Below are 19463 nucleotides of genomic sequence, written 5' to 3'. Positions count from 1 at the left end.
CGACGCCGCATCGCGCCGTCGATGCAGGAGCCTTCCAGATGTCCGCAGTGCCTGCTGCTTCCGCGCGTTCCAGCGTGGTCACCTCGATCCTGATCATCGGCGTGCTGTTCTTCCTGATCGGCTTCCTCACCTGGCTCAATGGCCCGCTGATCACCTTCGTCAAACTGGCCTTCGAGCTGGACGAAGTCGGCGCCTTCCTGGTGCTGATGGTGTTCTACCTGTCCTACTTCTTCCTGGCGCTGCCGGCGTCGTGGATCCTCAAGCGCACCGGCATGAAGAAGGGCCTCAGCCTGAGCCTGCTGGTGATGGCGGCCGGTGCGGTGGTGTTCGCCCACTTCGCCCAGCAGCGCTGGTACCCGGGGGCGCTCAGCGGCCTGTTCATCATCGGCAGCGGCCTGGCCCTGCTGCAGACGGCGGTCAACCCGTACATCAGCATCCTCGGCCCGATCGAGACGGCGGCGCGGCGCATCGCGCTGATGGGCATCTGCAACAAGATCGCCGGCATGCTCGCCCCGGTGCTGATCGGCACCCTGGTGCTGCACGGCATCGGCGACCTGGATGCGCAGGTGAAGGTTGCCGATGCGGCGGCCAAAACGGTGCTGCTCAACGACTTCGCGGCCAAGATCCAGCTGCCGTACATGGCGATGGCGGGGCTGCTGGTGGTGCTGGCGGTGGGCGTGCTGTTCTCGCCGCTGCCGGAACTGAAACCCTCCGAGGCCAACGCCACCCCGGCACGCGCTGCGGGCGTGGCCGAGCGCACCAGCATCTTCCAGTTCCCGCACCTGTGGCTGGGCGTGCTGTGTCTGTTCGTCTACGTGGGCGTGGAAGTGATGGCCGGTGATGCGATCGGCACCTACGGGCATGGGTTCGACCTGCCGCTGGACCAGACCAAGATGTTCACCTCGATCACCCTCGGCGCGATGCTGGTGGGCTACCTGGTCGGGTTGGCGCTGATTCCGCACCTGGTCTCGCAGTCGCGTTACCTGAGCATCTCGGCGGTGCTGGGCGTGGTGTTCTGCGCCGGGGCACTGCTTACCCACGGCTATGTGTCGGTGGGCTTCGTGGCCGCACTGGGCTTCGCCAACGCGATGATGTGGCCGGCCATCTTCCCGCTGGCCATCCGCGGGCTGGGTCGCTTCACCGAAACCGGCTCGGCGCTGCTGGTGATGGCCATCGCCGGTGGCGCGATCATCCCGCAGGCGTTCGCGGTGCTGAAGCAGCATTTCGACTTCCAGTGGGTGTTCGCCGGCCTGATGATCCCGTGCTACCTGTACATCCTGTTCTACTCGGTCCGGGGCCACCGGGTCGGCCTGTCCCGCGACGGCCAGTGATCGGCGATCATGGACGCTCCACGGAACCCGCAGGACAAGAGCATGCGCAGAGCGACCATCAAGGATGTCGCCGAACGGGCCAAGGTGTCGTTGAAGACCGTTTCGCGCGTCATCAACAATGAGCCTTCGGTGATGCAGGCCACGCGCGCGCGCGTGCTGCGCGCGATCGCCGAACTGGACTACGAGCCCGATCCCGCCGCGCGCAACCTGCGCACCGGCACCACCCTGGTGGTCGGGCTCGTGTACGACAACCCCAACCCGTACCACATCATCGGGGTGCAGAACGGCGTGCTTGCCGCCTGCCGCGAGACCGGGTTCGGGCTGCAGATCCATCCCTGCGATTCCAGTTCGCCGATGCTGGCCGAAGAGCTGGCCGACTGGGTGCAGCGTTCGCGCCTGGCCGGGCTGGTGCTGACCGCACCGATGTCCGAACGACGCGACCTGGTCGCGGCGCTGACCGCGCGCGGCATCAAGCTGGTGCGCATCATCGCCGCCACCGCGGACCCTGAAGACGGCGCCTGCGTGTTCGTCGACGACCGCGAGGCGGCCTACGAGATCACCGAGCACCTGATCCAGCTCGGCCACCAGCGTATCGGGTTCCTGTGGGGCGGCAGCTCGCACCGCTCCAGCGGCGAGCGCCATGCCGGCTACGAAGCCGCGCTGCGCGACTACGGCATGACCATCGACAAGCACCTGGTGGTGCAGGGCGATTACACCTTCGACGACGGCTTCCGCGGCGCACGCCGCCTGCTGGCGCTGCGCGAGCCGCCCACCGCCATCTTCGGCTCCAACGACGAGATCGCCGCCGGCGTGCTGGCGGCAGCCAAGTCGGCCGGCATGAACGTGCCCTACGACCTGTCCATCGCCGGCTTCGAGGACAGCCCGTTCTCGCGCCAGTCGTGGCCGCCGCTGACCACCGCCAAGCAGGCCACCGAGGACATCGCGCGGCACGCCGCACGCCTGCTGATTGCGCAGCTGCGCAGCGATGCCTACGACGATGCGCCGTTGCAGCTGCAGAACCAGGGCTTCGTACCGCAACTGGTGGTGCGCGGTTCCACCGCCCCGATGCGCCCGCAGGGTGCACGACCTCCTTCTCCTGAAACGACCTGAGTCCCCATGTCCCTGCCTGCCCCCCATGAAACCCTGATGTACCGCGAAGCCGCGGAAGCCGCCGACGTGATCGCCGCGCAGTTCGCGCGCAACCAGGTCGCGGTGGAAACGCTGGCGGCGAGCCTGCGCGCCGCGCCGCCGCCGTTCGTGGTGACCTGCGCGCGGGGCAGCTCGGACCATGCCGCCACCTATGCCAAGTACCTGCTGGAAACGCGGCTGGGGCTGGTGACCGCCTCGGCATCGCCGTCGGTGGGCTCGGTTTATGAGGCACCGCTGCAGCTGCGTGGGGCGCTGTACATCGTGATTTCGCAGTCCGGAAAAAGCCCGGACCTGCTGCGCAACGCCGAGGCCGCACGTGCGGCCGGTGCGCGCGTGGTGGCGCTGGTCAACGTGGAGGATTCGCCGCTGGCGCAGCTGGCCGAGACCGTGATTCCGCTCGGCGCCGGTGCCGAGCGCAGCGTGGCGGCGACCAAGAGCTACCTCGCCTCGCTGTCGGCGATCCTGCAGCTGGTGGCGTACTGGAGCCAGGACGCGGCGCTGATCGCCGCCCTGCGGGTGCTGCCCGATGCGCTGCGGCAGGCCTGGAACAGCGACTGGTCGTCGCTCACCGACGGCCTGGTGCCGGCGCACAACCTGTTCGTGCTCGGCCGCGGGCTGGGTCTGGGCGCGGCGCAGGAAGCGGCGCTGAAGTTCAAGGAAACCTGCGGTCTGCATGCCGAGGCCTACAGCTCGGCCGAGGTCAAGCACGGGCCGATGGCGCTGGTGGGCCCGGGCTTCCCGGTGCTGGCCTTCGCCCAACCCGATGAAACCGGCGCCGGCACCCGCGCGGTCGTGCAGGAGTTCGCCGCGCGCGACGCGCAGGTGTGGCTGGCCGATGTCGGCGGCGACCTGGCGCTGCCGGTTGCGCCGCATCCGGCCTGCGCGCCGCTGCTGGCGGTGCAGGCCTTCTACCGCGCGATCAACGCACTGGCGCTGCGCCGCGGGCACAACCCCGACCTGCCGCCGCATCTGAACAAGGTGACGGAAACCGTCTGATGAAAACCGTCCTGCGCAACGCCCGCATCCTGGCCGGCGATGATTTCCGCGACGACCTTGCCGTGGTCATCGAAAGTGGTCGCATCACCGCGCTGGTCTCCGATGCCGCGCCCACGCTCGGGCAGGCCGACGAACAGGTGGATCTTGGCGGAGGCTGGCTGCTGCCCGGCTTCATCGATGCCCAGGTCAATGGCGGCGGCGGCGTGCTGTTCAACAACACTCCCGACGTGGCCACGCTGCGCACACTGGCGCAGGCGCACCGGCGCTTCGGTACCACCGGCCTGCTGCCCACCCTGATCAGCGACGATCTGCAGGTGATGCGCAGCGCCATCGCTGCAACGCGCCAGGCGATCATCGAGGGCGTGCCGGGCGTGCTCGGCATCCACCTGGAAGGGCCGTACATCGCACCGGCGCGCAAGGGCACACACGATGCCAGCAAGTTCCGCGTGCCCGATGCGGCCGAGATCGCGCTGGCGGCGTCGCTGGACAACGGCGTAACGCTGCTGACGCTGGCACCGGAACGGGTGCCGCTGGACAGCATCCGCGCCCTGGTCGAGCGTGGCGTGGTGGTGGCCGCCGGCCACACCGCGGCCAGCTACGAAGAGGCCCGCGCCGGTCTGGACGCGGGCATCCGCGGCTTCACCCATCTGTACAACGCGATGTCGCCGCTGACCGGCCGTGAGCCGGGTGCGGTCGGCGCGGCGCTGGAAGACCGCGACAGCTGGGTCGGCATCATCGCCGACGGCGTCCACGTGCATCCAGCCAGCCTGCGCGTGGCGCTGGCGGCCAAGCCGCGCGGCAAGGTCATGCTGGTCACCGACGCGATGCCGCCGGTGGGGGCCGACGACCCCAGCTACGTGCTGTATGGCGAGGTCATCACCGCCGTGGACGGCGTGGTGCGCAATGCCGCCGGTTCGCTGGCCGGCTCGGCACTGGACATGGCCACGGCGGTACGCAACGCGGTGCAGCTGCTGGGCCTGCCGCTGGCCGAGGCGGCGCGCATGGCGTCGACCTATCCGGCGGAGTTCCTCAACCTGGATGACCGTTACGGCCACATCGCCGAAGGCCACCGCGCCGACCTGGTGCTGCTGGACGATGCGCTGCAGGTGCGCAGCACGTGGATCGGCGGCCAGCGCGAAGACGCATGACCACCGCCGTATCCCCGCGCATGGGCTCGATCGACGCGCTGCGCGGGCTGACCGTCGCGGCGATGCTGCTGGTCAACAATCCGGGTGACTGGGGGCATGTGTATGCCCCGTTGCTGCATGCCGACTGGCACGGGTTCACGCCGACCGACCTGATCTTCCCGCTGTTCCTGTTCATCGCGGGCGTGTCGATGGCGTTCAGCCTGGCGCCGCGTGCGCACGATCCGGCGACGCGGCCGGCGCTGCGCCGCGGATTGCTGCAGCGCGCGCTGCGCATCGTGCTGGCCGGTGCGTTGCTGCATCTGCTGGCATGGTGGCTGTTCGAACTGCCGGCCTACCGGCTGTGGGGCGTGCTGCAACGGATCGCACTGTGCGTGGCGGTGGTGGGCCTGCTGGCGATCCACACCCGTGCGCGCACGCAATGGGCGGTGATGGGCGCGCTGCTGCTCGGTTATGCGGTGGTGCTGCTGTGCGGCGCCTCGCTCGATCCGTGGGTGAATCCGGCCAGCCGCCTGGATACCGCGCTGTTCGCGCCGATGCTCTACAAATACACCGCCGCCACCGGCCTGGGCCACGATCCCGAGGGGCTGCTGAGCAGCGCCGGTGCCATTGCGACCACGGTGCTGGGCCTGCGTGCCGGTGCCTGGCTGCGTGCCGGCCAGCTCGGCCGGCTGGGGGGCCTGGCGGTTGCATGCCTGGCGCTGGGTGCGCTGGTGGCGCTGTGGCTGCCGTTCAACAAGAACCTGTGGACGCCCAGCTTCGTGCTGTGGGCGGGCGGCTGGTCGGTGGCGGCGCTGCTGGCCGCGCACCTGCTGGTGGACCGTGCGGGCGCACCGGCGCTGGGTCGTCGGTTCGGCGTCAATGCGATTGCGGCCTACCTCGGGTCGTCGGCGATGTCGCTGGTGCTGGTGGCCAGCGGCGTGTGGGCCACGGCCTACGCCTGGCTGGCGGCCCGGATCCCGTCGGCCTCGCTGGCATCGCTGTGCTGCGCGCTGGCCTTCGTGGCGTTGTGGTGGGGCGTGATGTGGGTACTGGACCGGCGCCGGATCTACCTGAAAATCTGAACAGGGCCCTGCGTTTTCAGCGCTTCCTGCATTGACCGGAGCATCACTCCAGCCCCGTATAACTACCCGGGCCGGTTTTACATGGTCGTGCATGTTTGGCCGGTGTCGTGCTTCCCGCCTTCGGAAAGGACAGGTGTATGCGCTTCACGCCCACGGTACCGGTACCTGCGTTGTTGGCCGTTCACACGGCGCACTGGATCGCACTTGGCCGCGGCAGTGCGGTCGGCACGCTGCTGCTTGTGGCTGCCTCGCCGGCCTGGGCCGGTTGCGATACCCCCGCGCCGCTGACGGGCCAGACCGTCACCTGTTCGGCCACCGCGCCCAATCCGCAGACGGTTGCCATCACCGGTGCAGCCGGCGCGTCGAACATCACCATCAACGTGGGCAGCGCCGCGCAGGTCGCCGTTGCCAGCGGCGCGGCCATCGCGCTGCCGGGCGGCACCGGCCACCTGATCAACAATGAGGGGCGCCTGGCCACCGCCGCCGGTGTCGCGCTGCAACTGGGGGGTGCCACCCGCGTGATCAATCGTGGCGTCATCGCCGGCACCACCGGCGGTATCGTCTTCGGCGCCGGCGACGACCGCCTGGACATGCTCGCCGGCAACATCAGCGGCGGCGTGCAACACGGCGACGGGCGCGATGCGCTGGTGCTGCGCGGCGGTGTCATCGACAGCGTGCAGCAGGGCGACGGCGACGATCTGTTCGAGATCAGCGACGGCAGCGTGACCGGGCTGGTGAGCCAGGGCAACGGCCTGGACATGTTCCTGATGACCGGCGGCACCCTTGGTGCGCTTGCGCAGGGCGATGGCACCGATCGTTTCCGCATGACCGGCGGGCGCATCATCGGCGGCTTCGACGATGGCGACTACGCCGAAATGACCGGGGGCCAGATCGGTCGCGTCAACCTGAAGCTGGAAGACAACACCTTCCTGATGTCCGGCGGCACCATCGACGGCAACCTGGTCGCCGCGTTCGGCAACGACACCATCGTGATATCCGATGGCTACATCGGCGGCAACATCAGTGTCAGCGGCGGCAACGACAGCGTGACCCTCAGTGGCGGCACCGTCCGCGGCGAGGTCCGGCTCAGCCTGGGCAACGACCGCCTGGACTGGCATGACGGCGGGGTGGTGCACGGCCTTGTCGACTTCGCCGAGGGCAACGACGTGGCCACGCTCGCCAACCTTAATGCCAGCCACCTCGGCGCATTGCCGGGCTTCGCTGGCGGCGTGGGCAACGATGCACTCACCCTGCGCAACGTCACCACCGATGGCGTCGCGCGCTTCACCGGCTGGGAGCGGATCGCGCTGACCGGCGATACCCAGCTCACCTTCGACGGCACGCTGCTGCTCGGCGATGTCGCCACCGGCACCGGCAGCCTGGATATCGATGCCACCAGCGCGTTGTTCGCCACCGGCACCCGCGGCGGCATCGCCCCGTTCGGCGCCGGCCAGTTGGCCACCGTCACCAACGCCGGGCGCATCGACCTGACGACCGGCGGCACCGTTCCCGGCACCGCGTTCACCCTCGTCGGCAACTACGTCGGCAACAGTGGCGCGCTGTACCTGCGCACGGTGCTGGGTGACGACAGTTCGCTGTCGGACCGGCTGGTCATCGCCAACGGCACCGCCAGCGGCACCACCGGCATCGGGGTGCGCAACGTGGGGGGCGCCGGCGCGGCCACGCTCGCCGACGGCATCCTGGTGGTGCAGGCGACCAATGGCGCCACCACCACCAACGACGCGTTCGCCCTGTACAACACGCTCGCGGCCGGGGCGTTCGAATACTTCCTGTTCAAGGGCGGGGTGAGCGCGGGCAGCGGCGAAAACTGGTACCTGCGCTCCACCCTCGTGGCCAGCGCGACGCCGGCGCCGGCCCCACCACCCGCCGAACCGGAGCCGGCCCCGGTGCCGCCGCCGCCGGAAGCCCTCGGTACGCCGCCGCCGCCGCTGCCACCGCCACCGACCGTCATTCCGGTCGATCCCGATCCGCTGGTGCCCGAGCCCGTCGCGCCGCCGGAACCGCCGGCACCGCCGCCCGTGGCGCCACCGGCGGTCGATACGCCGCCGCCGGTGCCCACCGAGGTGGCGGCCGTGCCATCGCCCGTGGCCGAGCCGCCCACGCCGGGCGCGCGCGCCGCCGAAGGCGATGTCGTGCCGCTGTACCGCATCGAGACGCCCACGTACGCGGTCGTGCCGCTGCTGCTGCGCCAGACCAGCCTGCTGAGTCTGGGCACCTTCCACGAGCGCCAGGGCGAGCAGCGCCTGCTCGCCGGGGAGGGCGGCGTGCGTGCCGCGTGGGCACGGCTGGTCGGCGCGAGCCATGAGCAGCAGTGGGAGGGCGATGCGCAACCGGGCTTCGACGGCGACATCCAGGGGGTGCAGGCCGGCGTGGATCTGTACGCCAACACGGGCGACAGCGTGCGCGATCAGGTTGGCGTATTCGTCGGCCGCACCCGCGCGCAGGGCAACGTCACCGGCTTCGCGGTTGGCTGGGAGAACCTGACGGTCGGCCGCACGCGGCTGGACGACAAGCACGTGGGCCTGTACTGGACGCGTGTGGGCAGCCAGGGCGGCTACCTGGATGCGGTGCTGCTGCAGAGCCGCTACGACGGCGATGCGCACTCGGCGCGCGGGCTGGGCATCGACGTACGCGGCGATGGCACCACCGCGTCACTGGAAGTGGGCAAGCCGCTGCTGCGCCTTGGCCAGTCGCGGTGGTGGCTGGAACCGCAACTGCAGGTGATCTGGCAGCGCACTGACATCGACGATTCTGGGGATCTGTTCGCGGCGGTGCGGTTCGACAGCGACAGCGCCTGGACCGGTCGGGTTGGCCTGCGGCTGGCCGCCGACTACGACATCGCCGGCAACGGCTGGCAGCCCTACCTCAAGGTGAACTACTGGCAGGCGCTGGACGGGCAGGACCGCATCGACTTCGACAGCAACCGGATCGTCAACCAGCAGGACTACCGCGCGCTGGAAGTCGGCGTGGGCGTGGTCGCGCGCTTCAACCCCAACGTCAGCGCCTTCGCGGTGGTCGACTACACGCGCGATCTGGAGAGCAGCCGGCAGAAGGAGCAGCGCAGCATCGAGGGCAATCTCGGGCTGCGCTTCGACTGGTAGGGTGGCCGCAGGTGATCCGCACCGGCTAAGCTCGGCGCGGATCGATACACGGAGCGGGTGGATGCAGAACAGGGACGCCGGACCATGACGCCGTTGCAGCACACCGCCGATGCACTGCACCGGCAGGGCAGCCGTACCGACGCCGTCGACGCGCGTGTGGCCGACCTGTGCGGCGTTGCATCCCTCGCGGAGGCGCAGTGTCTGCTGCCCGCGTTGGAGGCCGAGGCCGATGCGCTGGATTGGCCGCGCGACCGCGACTATGCCGCGCTGGCACTGCAGCAGGCGGCCCCGGCGGCGGTTCCCGAGGTGGCACGGCTGATGCTGCGCTGCGCGCTGTCACGGGCGCGCTGGTGCGCGTCGTGCGCGACCTCGGGTGCCGAAGGCCTGGCGCGCTCGCAGCATGTGGCCGAACTGGAGGCCGCGCTCGCCGCCTGTGGCTGAGCAGGCAAGGCGGCTCAGTCCAGCGCGGCGTCACCCCGCAGCACGGGATAGGGGTTGAGCGACGCGCCCTTCCACCACTGCCGCTCCGCGCCCAGGCGGTGGATCTCGAAGTGCAGGTGCGGTGCGTCCGGTGACGCATTGCCGGTACTGCCCACATAGCCGATCACCTCGCCGCGTTTGATCGCCTTCTTCTCGACGATGCCATCGGCGTAGCGCTGCAGGTGCGCGTAGTAGTAGCAGTAGCGCCCGCTCGGCTCGAACTGGTACAGCGTGAGCCCGCCGCGCTCGCTGTCGAACAGCTTTTCCACCGTGCCATCGGCCACCGCCAGCACCGGCGAGCCGGCCGGGGCGAGGATGTCGATGGCATCGTGCACGCGGCCTTCGCTGCGCGCATCGGTGAAGGTGTCCTGCAGCTGTGAGGCGGCGATGCCCTGCACCGGCAACAGCAGCGTGCCAGCCGGTGCGAGCGTGCCGGCCGGTGCGGGCGCTGCGGGTGCGGATACTGTCGGCGCGGAGACTGCCGAAGGCGCGACAGGCGCGACAGGCGCGATCTGGGGCGCGGCAGCGGGCGGCGTTGCCGCCGCCAAGGCCGGTGCGGCATGCGGCACCTCTGCGGATGAAGTCGATGCGCCTGGGGCGGCAGGCGGCGCCAGCACCCACACGCCTAGCACGCCGATCACCAGTCCCACCGCCAGCAGCAGTCCGGTCTTCATCGTCTACTCCTGCATCACCACCGGCACCGACGCATCCACCGCGTCGGCAACCTGCAGTGCATCCCAGTTGGTCATGCGCACGCAGCCGTGCGATTCGGTCTTGCCCACGTGCCCCGGCTCGGGCGTTCCGTGCAGGCCGTAGTGCGGTTTGGAGATGTCGATCCAGACGCGGCCGACCGGGTTGTTCGGGCCCGGCGGCAGGGTGGCCTTGCCTTCGCCCTTGCGCGCATCCCAGAACAGTTTGGGGTTGTAGTGGAAAGTCGGATCGCGCGAGATGCCGAGGATCTTCCAGGTGCCGATCGGCAGTGGATCGTGCCTGCTGCCCGACGACACCGGGAACTGCGCGTACACCTTGCCCTGCGCGTCGAACAGCCGCAGCGTCGACTCGGATTTGTCGATCACCAGCCTGGCCGCCTTCGGCAAGGTGGACGGCGCGATGTTAGGCACCTGGATCGCCGTGCCGGCCTTGCTGAAATCGACACCGGGATTGAGCGTGCGCAACAGCGCCGGATCGGCATGGAAGCGCTCGCCAAGGGCCTCTTCCACGGAGGCGAAGCCCAGCGCTTTCAGCTTGGCCTGCGCGGACGGGGTTTTGGGGACCGGCTGGAATGGGCCGGCGACATCCTCGGCGGTCAACGTGTAGCGCGCCAGCACTTCCACGCGGTCGGCCTGCAGCGCCTGCCAGGTGGCATCATCCAGTTCGCCGGTCACCTTCAGGTCGTGGGCGGCCTGGAAGCCGGACACCGCGCGCTTCTGGTTGGAGCCGGGCAGGCCATCGATCTGGCCGGGCGAGAAATGCGCGCGGTCCAGCAGCACCTGCGCATGCAGGTCCGAGCGCGGGCCGGTTGGCACCGTCGACGTTTCGGCGATTGGCGTCGGCAGGGCCGGGGTCTGCGCGATGGCCGGTGCAGCACTGGCCAAGGCCGCGCACAGGGCCATCGGAAGCAGGGCAGGCAGGCATCGGATCATCGGCTACTCCAGCGGGGACGTGACCCCACCATGCCCGACTGCGCTGCGCACCCTGCGTGAAACGGCTGACTGCCGGATGAGCGGTCAGCGCGCGGCGGCGATCGCGTTGATCCGCGCCCTGGCCAGCGCTTCGCCGATGGCCGGGCCCACGAGGCCCTGTGTATCCAGGTCGCGTGCCTGCACGGCCAGCGCGGCCTGGTGCAGGCGCGTGAACGTGGTGCCCTGCGGGTAGTCACTGTCCTCGAAGCCGAGCCGCCCGCGCTTGTCGGCTTCGCAGCACAGCGCGATGCGCGCGATGCGCTCGGGGCGGCGGAAACCATCACAGCGCGACAGCAGCTCGAGCACGGTGGCGTCGCGCAGTTCGGCGATGCGGTGTACGTTGAGATGGTCGCGGCACACGGCTTCGGCGAGTTGGCGATGTTCCGGCGGAATCTTCAGCCGGTCGCACAGCGCGCGCAGCGGCGCCAGGCCGCGCTGCTCGTGCATGATGTGGCGCGGCCATTCCTCCGGCGGCGTCAGGCCCTTGCCGAGGTCGTGGGTGAGCGCGGCGAAGCCGACCAGGTCATCGCCCGGCGCGAGCCGGGCGGCCATGTCGCTGACCATCTCCTGGTGCACGCCGGTATCCACTTCGGGGTGGAACTCGGCGCGTTGCGGCACGCCGTACAAGGCCTCCAGCTCAGGCAGTATCGGGCCGAGCGCGTGGGCATCGTGCAGGGTGCGCAGGAACGCAGACGGGCGTTCCGATGCCAGCACCCGGCGCAGTTCCTGCCAGACCCGTTCGGGCACCAGGGCGTCCAGCTCGCCGCTCTCGGCGATCTGCCGCATCAGCGCCATCGTTTCCTCGGCCACGGTGAAGCCCAGCGGCGCGAAGCGCGCCATGAAGCGCGCCGCGCGCAGAACGCGCAGGGGGTCTTCAACGAACGCCGGGCCGACATGGCGCAGCACCCGCTGCTCGATGTCGCGCAGGCCGCCATAGGGATCGACCAGCGTCCCGGTCGCCTCGTCGCAGGCGATTGCGTTGATGGTGAAATCGCGGCGCAGCAGGTCGTCTTCCAGCGTCACCGACGGATCGGCATCCACCACGAAACCGCGATAGCCACGGCCGGACTTGCGCTCAGTGCGCGCCAGTGCGTACTCCTCGCCGCTGTCCGGATGCAGGAACACCGGGAAATCGCGGCCCACGGCCTTGTAGCCGAGCGCCTCCATGTCGGGCTGGGTAGCACCCACCACCACCCAGTCGCGGTCGCCGGGCGGACGCTGCAGCAGGCGGTCGCGTACCGCGCCGCCGACAAGATAGATCTTCATGCGGGCAATGATGCCACGGCCTTCCCGGACGCGGTCGCCGCGGCTCTCCCGCAGGGTAGAGCCGAGCGGGCGGGCGGGTAGAGCCGACCAGGTAGAGCCGATCAGGTAGAGCCGACCCGGTAGAGCCGACTGTTAGTCGGCTGACGCGCGCAGCGCGCCCGCGTTTGCCGCGAAGAGCAGCCGACTAACAGTCGGCTCTACCAGCTCCATCGGCGTCACCCCGTCGATGGGCGCCACCGGGTCGTTCGGCGTCACCCCGTCCATCGGCGTCACCCGGTCGGTCGGCGCCCCCGGGTCGATCGGCGTCACCCCGTCGATCGGCGCCACCCAGTCGATCGGCGTCACCGGGTTGATCGGCGCCACCAAGTCGGTCGGCGTCACCCGGTCGATCGGCACCACCCGCTCAGCACCACCCACCCAGCCAGGATCAATCGCCGCCTTTGTCGGCGTTGGCCGCGCAGGTGAAGGTCTTGCGCTTGGCCTGCAGACGCCCGTTCATGCGGTCGCTGACCGGCAGCGCGTCGCCGTTGAGGCGCCAGTCGTAGATCACGCTGAAGGCCAGGATGCGCGCCACGTACTCGCGGGTTTCCTTGTAGCTGATGGTCTCGATCCAGATGTCCGGATCAAAGCCCGGGCGCTGCGTCTGCCAGCGCGCGGTCGGCGTGGGGCCGGCGTTGTAGGCGGCGATGGTGACGTAGGGCAGTCCCTGGTACTTGTCCATCAACTGCCGCAGGTAGGCGGTGCCGATGGCGATGTTGGTGTCCGGGTCGTACAGGCTGGCCGCACCGCCGTAGTTGGCCAGGCCGATCGACTTGGCCACGCTGGCGCCGGTGGTGGGCAGCACCTGCATCAGGCCCATCGCGTTGGCCGGCGAGCGTGCCTTCGGATTGAAGATGCTCTCGGCGCGGATTTCCGCCGCCACCCAGGCCGGGTCGATGGCGTTGCGCAGCGATTCGCGGCGGATGGTGTCGTCGTGGTGGAGCGGGAAGCGCAGCGCGTACAGGCGCTGCTCGTCCGGGGTCTTGCCGAGCGAGAACACCGCGCGGTCGAACCAGCCGTTGTCGCGCGCCACCTCCACCGCGATGCGGCGCTGGGTGGTGTCGTAGCGGCTCAGCGCATCGTTCCACTCGGCCACGGCCCAGCCGCTGCGTTCGATCTTGAACAGCTCCATCGCGCGCACGATGGCCGGGTCGCGTGCGACCGCCGCCTGCGCCTGCCTGCTGTCGTTGGGCTCCCACGGGCACAGCGTGTAGGGCTGGCCGAGCTGGTCGGCGGCGAGGAAGCCGTGGAAGGTGGCGGCGCGTGCGGCCTCACGGTACACCGCCTGGGCCTCGCTGCGCTTGCCGGTTTTCTCCAGCATGCGCGCTTCGAAATAGCGCCAGCGCGAGTCGTTGCGCTGGGTGCTGCCCATCTTGCGGATCGCGGTGAGCGCCTGCGGCCAGTCACCGCGCGACAGCGCTTCGCGCGCACGCCATTCGTGCAGTCGTTCGTCATACGCCGATTCGGGCACGGCATTCAGGCGGCGTGCGGAGTCCGGCCCGTACGAGGCCACCGTCCACAGCGCGATCTGATACAGCACCTGCGCCTGCTGCGCGGCACTGAGCTGCAGCGCGCTGGCGTACTGCGGCAACTGCTGTTCGGTGGCGGCCGGGTCGGCCTTGGCCAGCTTGGCCAGGCCATCGGTGGCGATACGCTGGCTGCGCGCCGTGCGTGGCCAGTTCAACGCGCTGGCATTGGGCTTGTCGACGAAGGCGGCGTAGGTGTTGGCCAGGGCCAGATCGGCGGCCGGCAACCCGCGTGCGGCACTGCGCATCACCGCCGGCTGGCCCTCGTCGGCGGCCGCGTCGATGCGCGCCCAGCGCAGTTCGGCGCTCAGCCCGCCCTTGGCATCGAGCACGGCAAACACCGCATCGCAGGCGTCAGGGAGGGACTTGCCGGTGCTGCGCCAGATCGCCTGGGCCTCGGTGGTCCACTGGGCATCGGCCTTGCCGGTGGCCTGGCGCGCGTTGAGCTGCGCGCAGCGCAGGCCGACGTTGTCGGTGGGCACCCAGTTGGCCAGCAGGGTCGGCCAGTCCTGGCGGCGGGCCACGGCGGGCAGCCACACGCTGCGGAAACTCGATGCCACGGCCTGGCCGTTGTAGCGCTTGAGGAAGTCCTGCGCCTGCGCGTTGCTGACCGTGTCGACGGTGCGGCGCAGGTTGGCGTACTCGAGCCAGCCGTACAGCGGATGGCGGCTCAGCGCAGCGGCCTGGGCCGGGTCGTACTGGCCGCGCTCGGCGTTGTCGATGGCGGCCTTGAGCTGCGCGCGCTGCGTATCCAGCGACTGCGCGCCGGCATCCGCGGCGGCGGCAACGGCGAGCGTACCGAGGAAAAAGAGGGGGAGTCGATTCATCGCCAAAGCATAACGGCGCGGTGTGAAGGGTGGTACGCGTCACCCGACTCGAACATGAACGGAAGCGGGCCGCTGGATCACCCGGCGTCATTGCAGGCCGCTCGCAACCCGCCCGAACTGCGCATCGCAACCGATCCTGCCGCCGGATACGAAGTCATGGCCCGGTTGCTGGCCGCGGCGAACAGCGCCCCGGTGAGGCGCATCGCCGTCGTCCATCGCGACCGGCCTGATCGTCCTGCCCACCGCGAAGGCCCTTGGAAACAAGGGTGTTCTGCCGGTGTCGGCGTTGTGGGCCGTCGGTGCCGCGAAAGGCGACCCACGGCACGATGCCGTGTTCGGATTTGTGGAAGTCGCGTGAAAGCGAGGTCGTCATCACGTCGCGACCTTTACAGGTTGTTTACAAAGGAGACACTGCCGTCAGCAGGGGGCGACGGCAGTCCAGCCCAACATTCCTTTGGAGAGAGAGCGAATGAACGACCTGCATCGCCGCCCGTTGGCGGTCGCTGTATCGCTGTGCCTGTTGTTGGCTGCCCCGGCGCTCGTCGCCGCGCAGGATGCACCCCGCGGCACCACCGACCTGGATCGGATCGAAGTCACCGGTACCCGCATCAAACGCGCCGAGGTGGAAGGCCAGGTGCCGGTGCAGACGCTGACCCGCGACGACATCGAGCGCACCGGTTTCAACTCCATCGGCGAAGTGCTGCAGCAGCTCACCGGGTCGGGCTCGGCGCTCAACGCCAAGTTCAACTCCTCGGGCAACTTCGGCTTCCCGCCGGATGGCAGCGGTGTCGGTGCCGGCTCGGCGCAGGTCGATCTGCGCCACCTGGGCGCCAAGCGCGTGCTGGTGCTGGTCGACGGCATCCGCTGGGTCAATGAATCGTCGGCCTCGGGCGTCGGCGCGGCCACCGACCTCAACACCATTCCACTGGCGATCGTGGAGCGCATCGAAGTGCTCGAGGATGGCGCATCGTCGCTGTACGGGTCCGACGCCATCGCCGGCGTGGTCAACATCATCACGCGCCGCCAGTTCGATGGCGCGCAGGTGACGATGAACTACGGCGAGTACAGCAAGGGCGATGGCACCCAGAAGGGTGTGGACCTGGCCTGGGGCACCAGCGGCGACCGCTACACGCTGTTCCTCGGCGCCAGCTGGACCAAGCAGGACCCCGTGTATGCCATCGACCGCGAACAATCGCGGTTCCCGATTCCCGGCACCGGCCTGTCGTTCGGCAGTTCGGCCACGCCGACCGGGCGCTTCATCTTCACCGATCCCAACACCGGCATCGAACACAACCTCACGCCCAACAATGGCGTGACCGCACCGGTCTTCAACGGCGCCGGCGGTTGCAACCGCACCGACGACTACCACTGCTTCGGCACGCCGGACCGCTTCAACTTCGCCGAGTACAACATGGTGCTGACGCCGTCCGAGCGCAAAGGCATCTTCGGTCAGTTCCGCTTCGACATCACCGACAACATCCAGTGGTACATCAAGGCGCTGGGCAACCGCCGCGAATCGACCAACCAGGCCGGGCCCGAGCCGCTGTTCTTCGGCCCCGATGGTGCCACCGGCAACCCGCTGGCCGACAACATCGTCATCTCCGCGCTGAACCCGTACAACCCGTTCGGCTTCGATCTGGATTCGTCCAGCAACCTGGTCATGATCGGGCGCCGTCCGGTGGAAGGCGGCGCGCGCGTGTTCGAGCAGAAGGTGACGACCCAGTACTTCGCCACCGGCCTGGTCGGCCAGTTCGAGGCGGCCGACCGCAGCTGGTTCTGGGACGTCAACGGCATGTACAGCAAGAACAAGGCCGAACAGACCAACTACGGCAGCTACAACATCTTCAACGTCAACATGGCGCTGGGCGATCCGGCCATCTGCGCGGCCACCCCGGGCTGCGTGCCGCTGAACATTTTCGGTGGCCCCGGCACCATCACCCAGGACATGCTGCGCTGGATCCAGCCGGTGGTGCGAGACCGCAGCCAGAACGAACTGAGCCTGTTCACCGCCAACCTGAGCAGCGACCTGTTCACCCTGCCGGCCGGTCCGGTGTCGTTCGCCACCGGTGTGGAGTACCGCAAGTATGAAGGCTGGTACCAGCCCGATCCGCTCACCGTGGCCGGCCACTACAACGGCGTGCCGTCGCTGCCGACGTCCGGTTCGTACGACGTCAACGAGGCTTACCTGGAGCTGAGCATCCCGATCTTCGCCAAGAGCGCGATCGGCGAAAAGCTCGACCTCAGCCTGGCCGGGCGCTATTCGGACTACTCCACCTTCGGCGGCGAATTCACGCCCAAGTACGGCCTGCGCTGGCAGGTGACCAACGACTTCGTGCTGCGTACCACCTATGCCGAAGGCTTCCGTGCGCCGTCCATCGGCGAGCTGTACGGTTCGGCCGCGCGTGCGGACCTGCAGCTGTTCGATCCGTGCTCGGTCGGCCTGGGCGGTACCCCGCCGCGCGGCAGCGCCGCCAACTGCGCCGCGCTCGGCGTGCCGGCCGGCTTCCAGCAGGCCAACTCGCAGATCTCGGTGACCACCGGCGGCAACGCCGCGCTCGACCCGGAAACCTCGCGCAGCTTCAGCGCCGGCTTCGTGTGGAGCCCGTGGTTCGGCAGCAATGCGTCGTGGTCCGAGCGCTTCGATGTGGAGGTGACGTTCTACCGCCACACCATCGAGGGCGCGATCCAGGCGATCAACGCGCAGACCCAGCTCGACCTGTGCGTGGACACCCTGGACCCGCTGTACTGCGACGGCATCACCCGCGCTTCCACCGGTGCGGTGAGCGGCTTCAACAACCGCCTCACCAACCTCGGCTCGATCAAGACCGACGGCTGGGATGTGGACCTGTTCTGGACGCTGCCGCAGAGCGACATCGGCCAGTTCAAGCTGGCCTGGAAGAACACCTTCGTCGGCCGCTACGAGGCACTGGGTGCCGCCGGCCAGCGGCAGCCGCAGGAACCGGGCGTGGAAGTGGTGGACAGTTCCATTCCCGAGTGGACCAGCAACGCCAGTCTGGTCTGGTCGCTGGGCCGCTGGAATGCGTCGTGGACGGTGCGCCACATTTCCAAGCTGACCGAGGAGTGTGGCGACGCATCGGCGTTCCCGGTGTGCAGCAACCAGGTCGCCGGCACCAACGAACTGGACGCGATCACCTACCACGACCTGCAGCTGGGCTACAAAGTGGACTGGCTGAAAGGGCTGCAGCTCAGCGCCGGCCTGAACAACGCGTTCGACAAGGACCCGCCGATCTGCCTGTCGTGCTCGCTCAACGGCTACGACGCGTCCACCTACGACATCCCGCGTGGCCGTTACTGGTACCTGCGCGCGGACCTGCGCTTCTGATCCGGAGCCGTACCCGGCAATGACCCACCGGGGCGCCGTCAGGGCGCCCCGGTGCATTTGCGCCACGGGCCAACCGTGTGGTGTATTCCGGCCATGCCGCGCAGGTGGACGACCGCCGCCCTATCATGGCGGGACCGTGCTCGCGCGCACGGCACTCCCTTCGTCAACGACCGTCGTCATGAGCCTGCATACCTGGTGGATCTTCGCCGTTACCGTGTTCGTCCTGTGCGGCACGCCGGGGCCGAACATGCTGCACGTGATGACCCGCAGCGTGCGCGTCGGCTTCCGCCGCAGCATCGCCGCGATGGCCGGCTGCCTGAGCGCGCTGGTGCTGGCGCTGTCGATTTCCGCGGCGGGCCTGGGCGCGGTGCTCAAGGCCTCGCCGCTGGTGTTCGATGTGCTGCGCTATGCCGGCGTGGCCTACCTGGTGTACCTGGGCATCAAGGCCTGGCGCGGCGGCGACGCGCCGCTGGACGTGGGCAACCCGGCCGCGATCGCGCCGAGTTCGCGCCGCATCCTGTTCCGCGACGGCTTCATCATCGGCATCAGCAACCCCAAGCTGCTGCTGTTCGCCTCGGCGTTCCTGCCGCAGTTCGTCGATCTCGGCCAGCCGCAGCTGCCGCAGTTCGTGGTGCTGGTGAGCACCTTCGCGGTGATGGAGATGTTCTGGTACGCCGTCTACGCCGCCGGTGGCCACAGCCTGGCCGGCTACCTGGCCCGCCCGGGCCTGCGCAAGGTGTTCGACCGCGTGGTCGGCACGATCTTCATCGGCTTCGGGCTGGCGCTGCTGCGCGCGCGGCCGTGAGCGGGTGCCGGCCAGCGGCCGGCACTACCCGGATGTCAGGGGGCGATCATCGGCCGGATCGATCCGGTGCCGTCCACGCCCGCAACAACGGCAGCGGATCGTAGGCACCCGCGCTGCCGTAGATGCCCCAGTGCAGGTGCGGTGGGGTGCCTTTGGCGTTGCCGCTGTCGCCGACATAGCCGAGCACCGTTCCGGTCTCAACTACCTCGCCACGGGTCAGCCCGTCGCGCCAGCCGTCCAGGTGCGCGTAGTAGTAGCGCTCGCGCGCCGGGCCCAGTATCCAGACCTGGCGGCCGCCGAGGCCACCGTCGCGGATGTCCGCCACGATGCCCGGGGTGGCGCTGGTCACGGCGGTGCCGCGGGGGGCGAAGATGTCGAGCCCGGCGTGGGTGCGGTCGCGTCCGCGCGGTGCACCGAAGGTGTCGGCGATGCGCCGGGCAGCGACGCCTTCCACCGGCACGGGCAGGGCATCCGGTGGTGCCATCCGCGAGAGCTGCCACAGGGCGCGCGGCGCCTGCGCCCACGGGCTGTTCCAGAGCACGCCGAGCAGCACGGCGGAGACCGCCAGCAACAGCAGCCGCACCACCCAGCGGCGCACGCGCCACGCGGTCGAGCGGTGCGCGTCCGAAGACGGGGAGGGCGGCGCGTGCGGGTCCACGGGCATCAGGGGCGGTGTCCGGCGGGAACG

Annotated in this window: 15 protein-coding genes; 9 read left to right on the top strand and 6 right to left on the bottom strand. The window is 69.4% G+C overall.

Annotated elements, in window-relative coordinates; translation table 11 throughout:
- The first annotated feature begins 38 nt into the window (after positions 1 to 38).
- The 7 genes from ACLB90_RS06500 (at position 39) to ACLB90_RS06470 (ending at position 9248) form a co-directional block, all read left to right on the top strand.
- Positions 39 to 1331 carry a sugar MFS transporter gene (locus tag ACLB90_RS06500; protein WP_411852162.1) on the top strand — a complete coding sequence of 431 codons (1293 nt, stop codon included), beginning with the start codon at positions 39 to 41 and terminating at the stop codon, positions 1329 to 1331.
- A 42-nt stretch (positions 1332 to 1373) separates the two neighbouring features.
- A complete protein-coding gene (locus tag ACLB90_RS06495) occupies positions 1374 to 2441 on the top strand; it encodes a LacI family DNA-binding transcriptional regulator (protein ID WP_026070492.1) in 1068 nt (355 codons plus the stop codon).
- Between the two features lie 6 nt (positions 2442 to 2447).
- The gene (locus tag ACLB90_RS06490) at positions 2448 to 3476 is read left to right on the top strand and encodes an SIS domain-containing protein (protein WP_411852161.1); all 1029 of its coding nucleotides are present in this window, start codon (positions 2448 to 2450) and stop codon (positions 3474 to 3476) included.
- Positions 3476 to 4624 (top strand): N-acetylglucosamine-6-phosphate deacetylase, encoded by a 1149-nt coding sequence (gene nagA, locus ACLB90_RS06485; RefSeq protein WP_411852160.1) that lies wholly within the window; start codon positions 3476 to 3478, stop codon positions 4622 to 4624. Before ACLB90_RS06490 ends, nagA begins: the two co-directional genes overlap by 1 nt.
- Entirely contained in the window at positions 4621 to 5685 is a 1065-nt protein-coding gene (locus tag ACLB90_RS06480) for an acyltransferase family protein (RefSeq protein ID WP_411852159.1), read from the top strand. The genes nagA and ACLB90_RS06480 overlap by 4 nt, the downstream gene beginning before the upstream one ends.
- Positions 5686 to 5822: 137 nt before the next feature.
- Positions 5823 to 8807 carry an autotransporter domain-containing protein gene (locus ACLB90_RS06475; protein ID WP_411852158.1) on the top strand — a complete coding sequence of 995 codons (2985 nt, stop codon included), beginning with the start codon at positions 5823 to 5825 and terminating at the stop codon, positions 8805 to 8807.
- Between the two features lie 84 nt (positions 8808 to 8891).
- On the top strand, positions 8892 to 9248 hold the full coding sequence (locus tag ACLB90_RS06470; protein WP_411852157.1) for a hypothetical protein: 357 nt from the start codon (positions 8892 to 8894) through the stop codon (positions 9246 to 9248).
- Positions 9249 to 9262: 14 nt separating this feature from the next.
- Here ACLB90_RS06470 and ACLB90_RS06465 read toward each other — a convergent pair whose 3' ends face one another.
- From ACLB90_RS06465 to ACLB90_RS06445, 5 genes are all read right to left on the bottom strand, one after another.
- Positions 9263 to 9961, bottom strand: coding sequence for a M23 family metallopeptidase (locus tag ACLB90_RS06465; protein WP_411852156.1), 699 nt, complete (start codon positions 9959 to 9961; stop codon positions 9263 to 9265).
- A gap of 3 nt (positions 9962 to 9964) precedes the next feature.
- The gene (locus tag ACLB90_RS06460) at positions 9965 to 10930 is read right to left on the bottom strand and encodes a L,D-transpeptidase family protein (RefSeq protein WP_411852155.1); all 966 of its coding nucleotides are present in this window, start codon (positions 10928 to 10930) and stop codon (positions 9965 to 9967) included.
- Positions 10931 to 11014: 84 nt separating this feature from the next.
- Positions 11015 to 12235, bottom strand: coding sequence for a multifunctional CCA addition/repair protein (locus tag ACLB90_RS06455; RefSeq protein WP_411852154.1), 1221 nt, complete (start codon positions 12233 to 12235; stop codon positions 11015 to 11017).
- A 132-nt stretch (positions 12236 to 12367) separates the two neighbouring features.
- Positions 12368 to 12634 (bottom strand): hypothetical protein, encoded by a 267-nt coding sequence (locus tag ACLB90_RS06450; RefSeq protein WP_411852153.1) that lies wholly within the window; start codon positions 12632 to 12634, stop codon positions 12368 to 12370.
- Between the two features lie 28 nt (positions 12635 to 12662).
- Entirely contained in the window at positions 12663 to 14627 is a 1965-nt protein-coding gene (locus ACLB90_RS06445) for a transglycosylase SLT domain-containing protein (protein WP_411852152.1), read from the bottom strand.
- Positions 14628 to 15096: 469 nt separating this feature from the next.
- Between ACLB90_RS06445 and ACLB90_RS06440 the strand changes: the two genes are divergently transcribed.
- The gene (locus tag ACLB90_RS06440; RefSeq protein ID WP_411852151.1) at positions 15097 to 17970 is read left to right on the top strand and encodes a TonB-dependent receptor; all 2874 of its coding nucleotides are present in this window, start codon (positions 15097 to 15099) and stop codon (positions 17968 to 17970) included.
- Positions 17971 to 18148: 178 nt separating this feature from the next.
- Positions 18149 to 18775 carry a LysE family translocator gene (locus ACLB90_RS06435; protein ID WP_411852150.1) on the top strand — a complete coding sequence of 209 codons (627 nt, stop codon included), beginning with the start codon at positions 18149 to 18151 and terminating at the stop codon, positions 18773 to 18775.
- A 46-nt stretch (positions 18776 to 18821) separates the two neighbouring features.
- On the opposite strand, the gene ACLB90_RS06430 is transcribed toward ACLB90_RS06435, so the two are convergent.
- The gene (locus ACLB90_RS06430) at positions 18822 to 19439 is read right to left on the bottom strand and encodes a M23 family metallopeptidase (protein ID WP_411852149.1); all 618 of its coding nucleotides are present in this window, start codon (positions 19437 to 19439) and stop codon (positions 18822 to 18824) included.
- Positions 19440 to 19463: the final 24 nt, after the last annotated feature.

Origin of the sequence: Stenotrophomonas sp. LGBM10, from assembly GCF_046736075.1 — a bacterium.
Lineage (GTDB): Bacteria > Pseudomonadota > Gammaproteobacteria > Xanthomonadales > Xanthomonadaceae > Stenotrophomonas.
The sequence above is the reverse complement of the archived record's forward strand: the minus strand, read 5'-3'. Positions and strand labels throughout refer to the sequence as shown.

Bases quoted from the DNA above. Each gene is read 5' to 3' on its own strand.
- ACLB90_RS06500 (WP_411852162.1), top strand. From the start codon at position 39: ATGTCCGCAGTGCCTGCTGCTTCCGCGCGTTCCAGCGTGGTCACCTCG.
- ACLB90_RS06495 (WP_026070492.1), top strand. From the start codon at position 1,374: ATGCGCAGAGCGACCATCAAGGATGTCGCCGAACGGGCCAAGGTGTCG.
- ACLB90_RS06490 (WP_411852161.1), top strand. From the start codon at position 2,448: ATGTCCCTGCCTGCCCCCCATGAAACCCTGATGTACCGCGAAGCCGCG.
- nagA (WP_411852160.1), top strand. From the start codon at position 3,476: ATGAAAACCGTCCTGCGCAACGCCCGCATCCTGGCCGGCGATGATTTC.
- ACLB90_RS06480 (WP_411852159.1), top strand. From the start codon at position 4,621: ATGACCACCGCCGTATCCCCGCGCATGGGCTCGATCGACGCGCTGCGC.
- ACLB90_RS06475 (WP_411852158.1), top strand. From the start codon at position 5,823: ATGCGCTTCACGCCCACGGTACCGGTACCTGCGTTGTTGGCCGTTCAC.
- ACLB90_RS06470 (WP_411852157.1), top strand. From the start codon at position 8,892: ATGACGCCGTTGCAGCACACCGCCGATGCACTGCACCGGCAGGGCAGC.
- ACLB90_RS06465 (WP_411852156.1), bottom strand. From the start codon at position 9,961: ATGAAGACCGGACTGCTGCTGGCGGTGGGACTGGTGATCGGCGTGCTA.
- ACLB90_RS06460 (WP_411852155.1), bottom strand. From the start codon at position 10,930: ATGATCCGATGCCTGCCTGCCCTGCTTCCGATGGCCCTGTGCGCGGCC.
- ACLB90_RS06455 (WP_411852154.1), bottom strand. From the start codon at position 12,235: ATGAAGATCTATCTTGTCGGCGGCGCGGTACGCGACCGCCTGCTGCAG.
- ACLB90_RS06445 (WP_411852152.1), bottom strand. From the start codon at position 14,627: ATGAATCGACTCCCCCTCTTTTTCCTCGGTACGCTCGCCGTTGCCGCC.
- ACLB90_RS06440 (WP_411852151.1), top strand. From the start codon at position 15,097: ATGAACGACCTGCATCGCCGCCCGTTGGCGGTCGCTGTATCGCTGTGC.
- ACLB90_RS06435 (WP_411852150.1), top strand. From the start codon at position 18,149: ATGAGCCTGCATACCTGGTGGATCTTCGCCGTTACCGTGTTCGTCCTG.
- ACLB90_RS06430 (WP_411852149.1), bottom strand. From the start codon at position 19,439: ATGCCCGTGGACCCGCACGCGCCGCCCTCCCCGTCTTCGGACGCGCAC.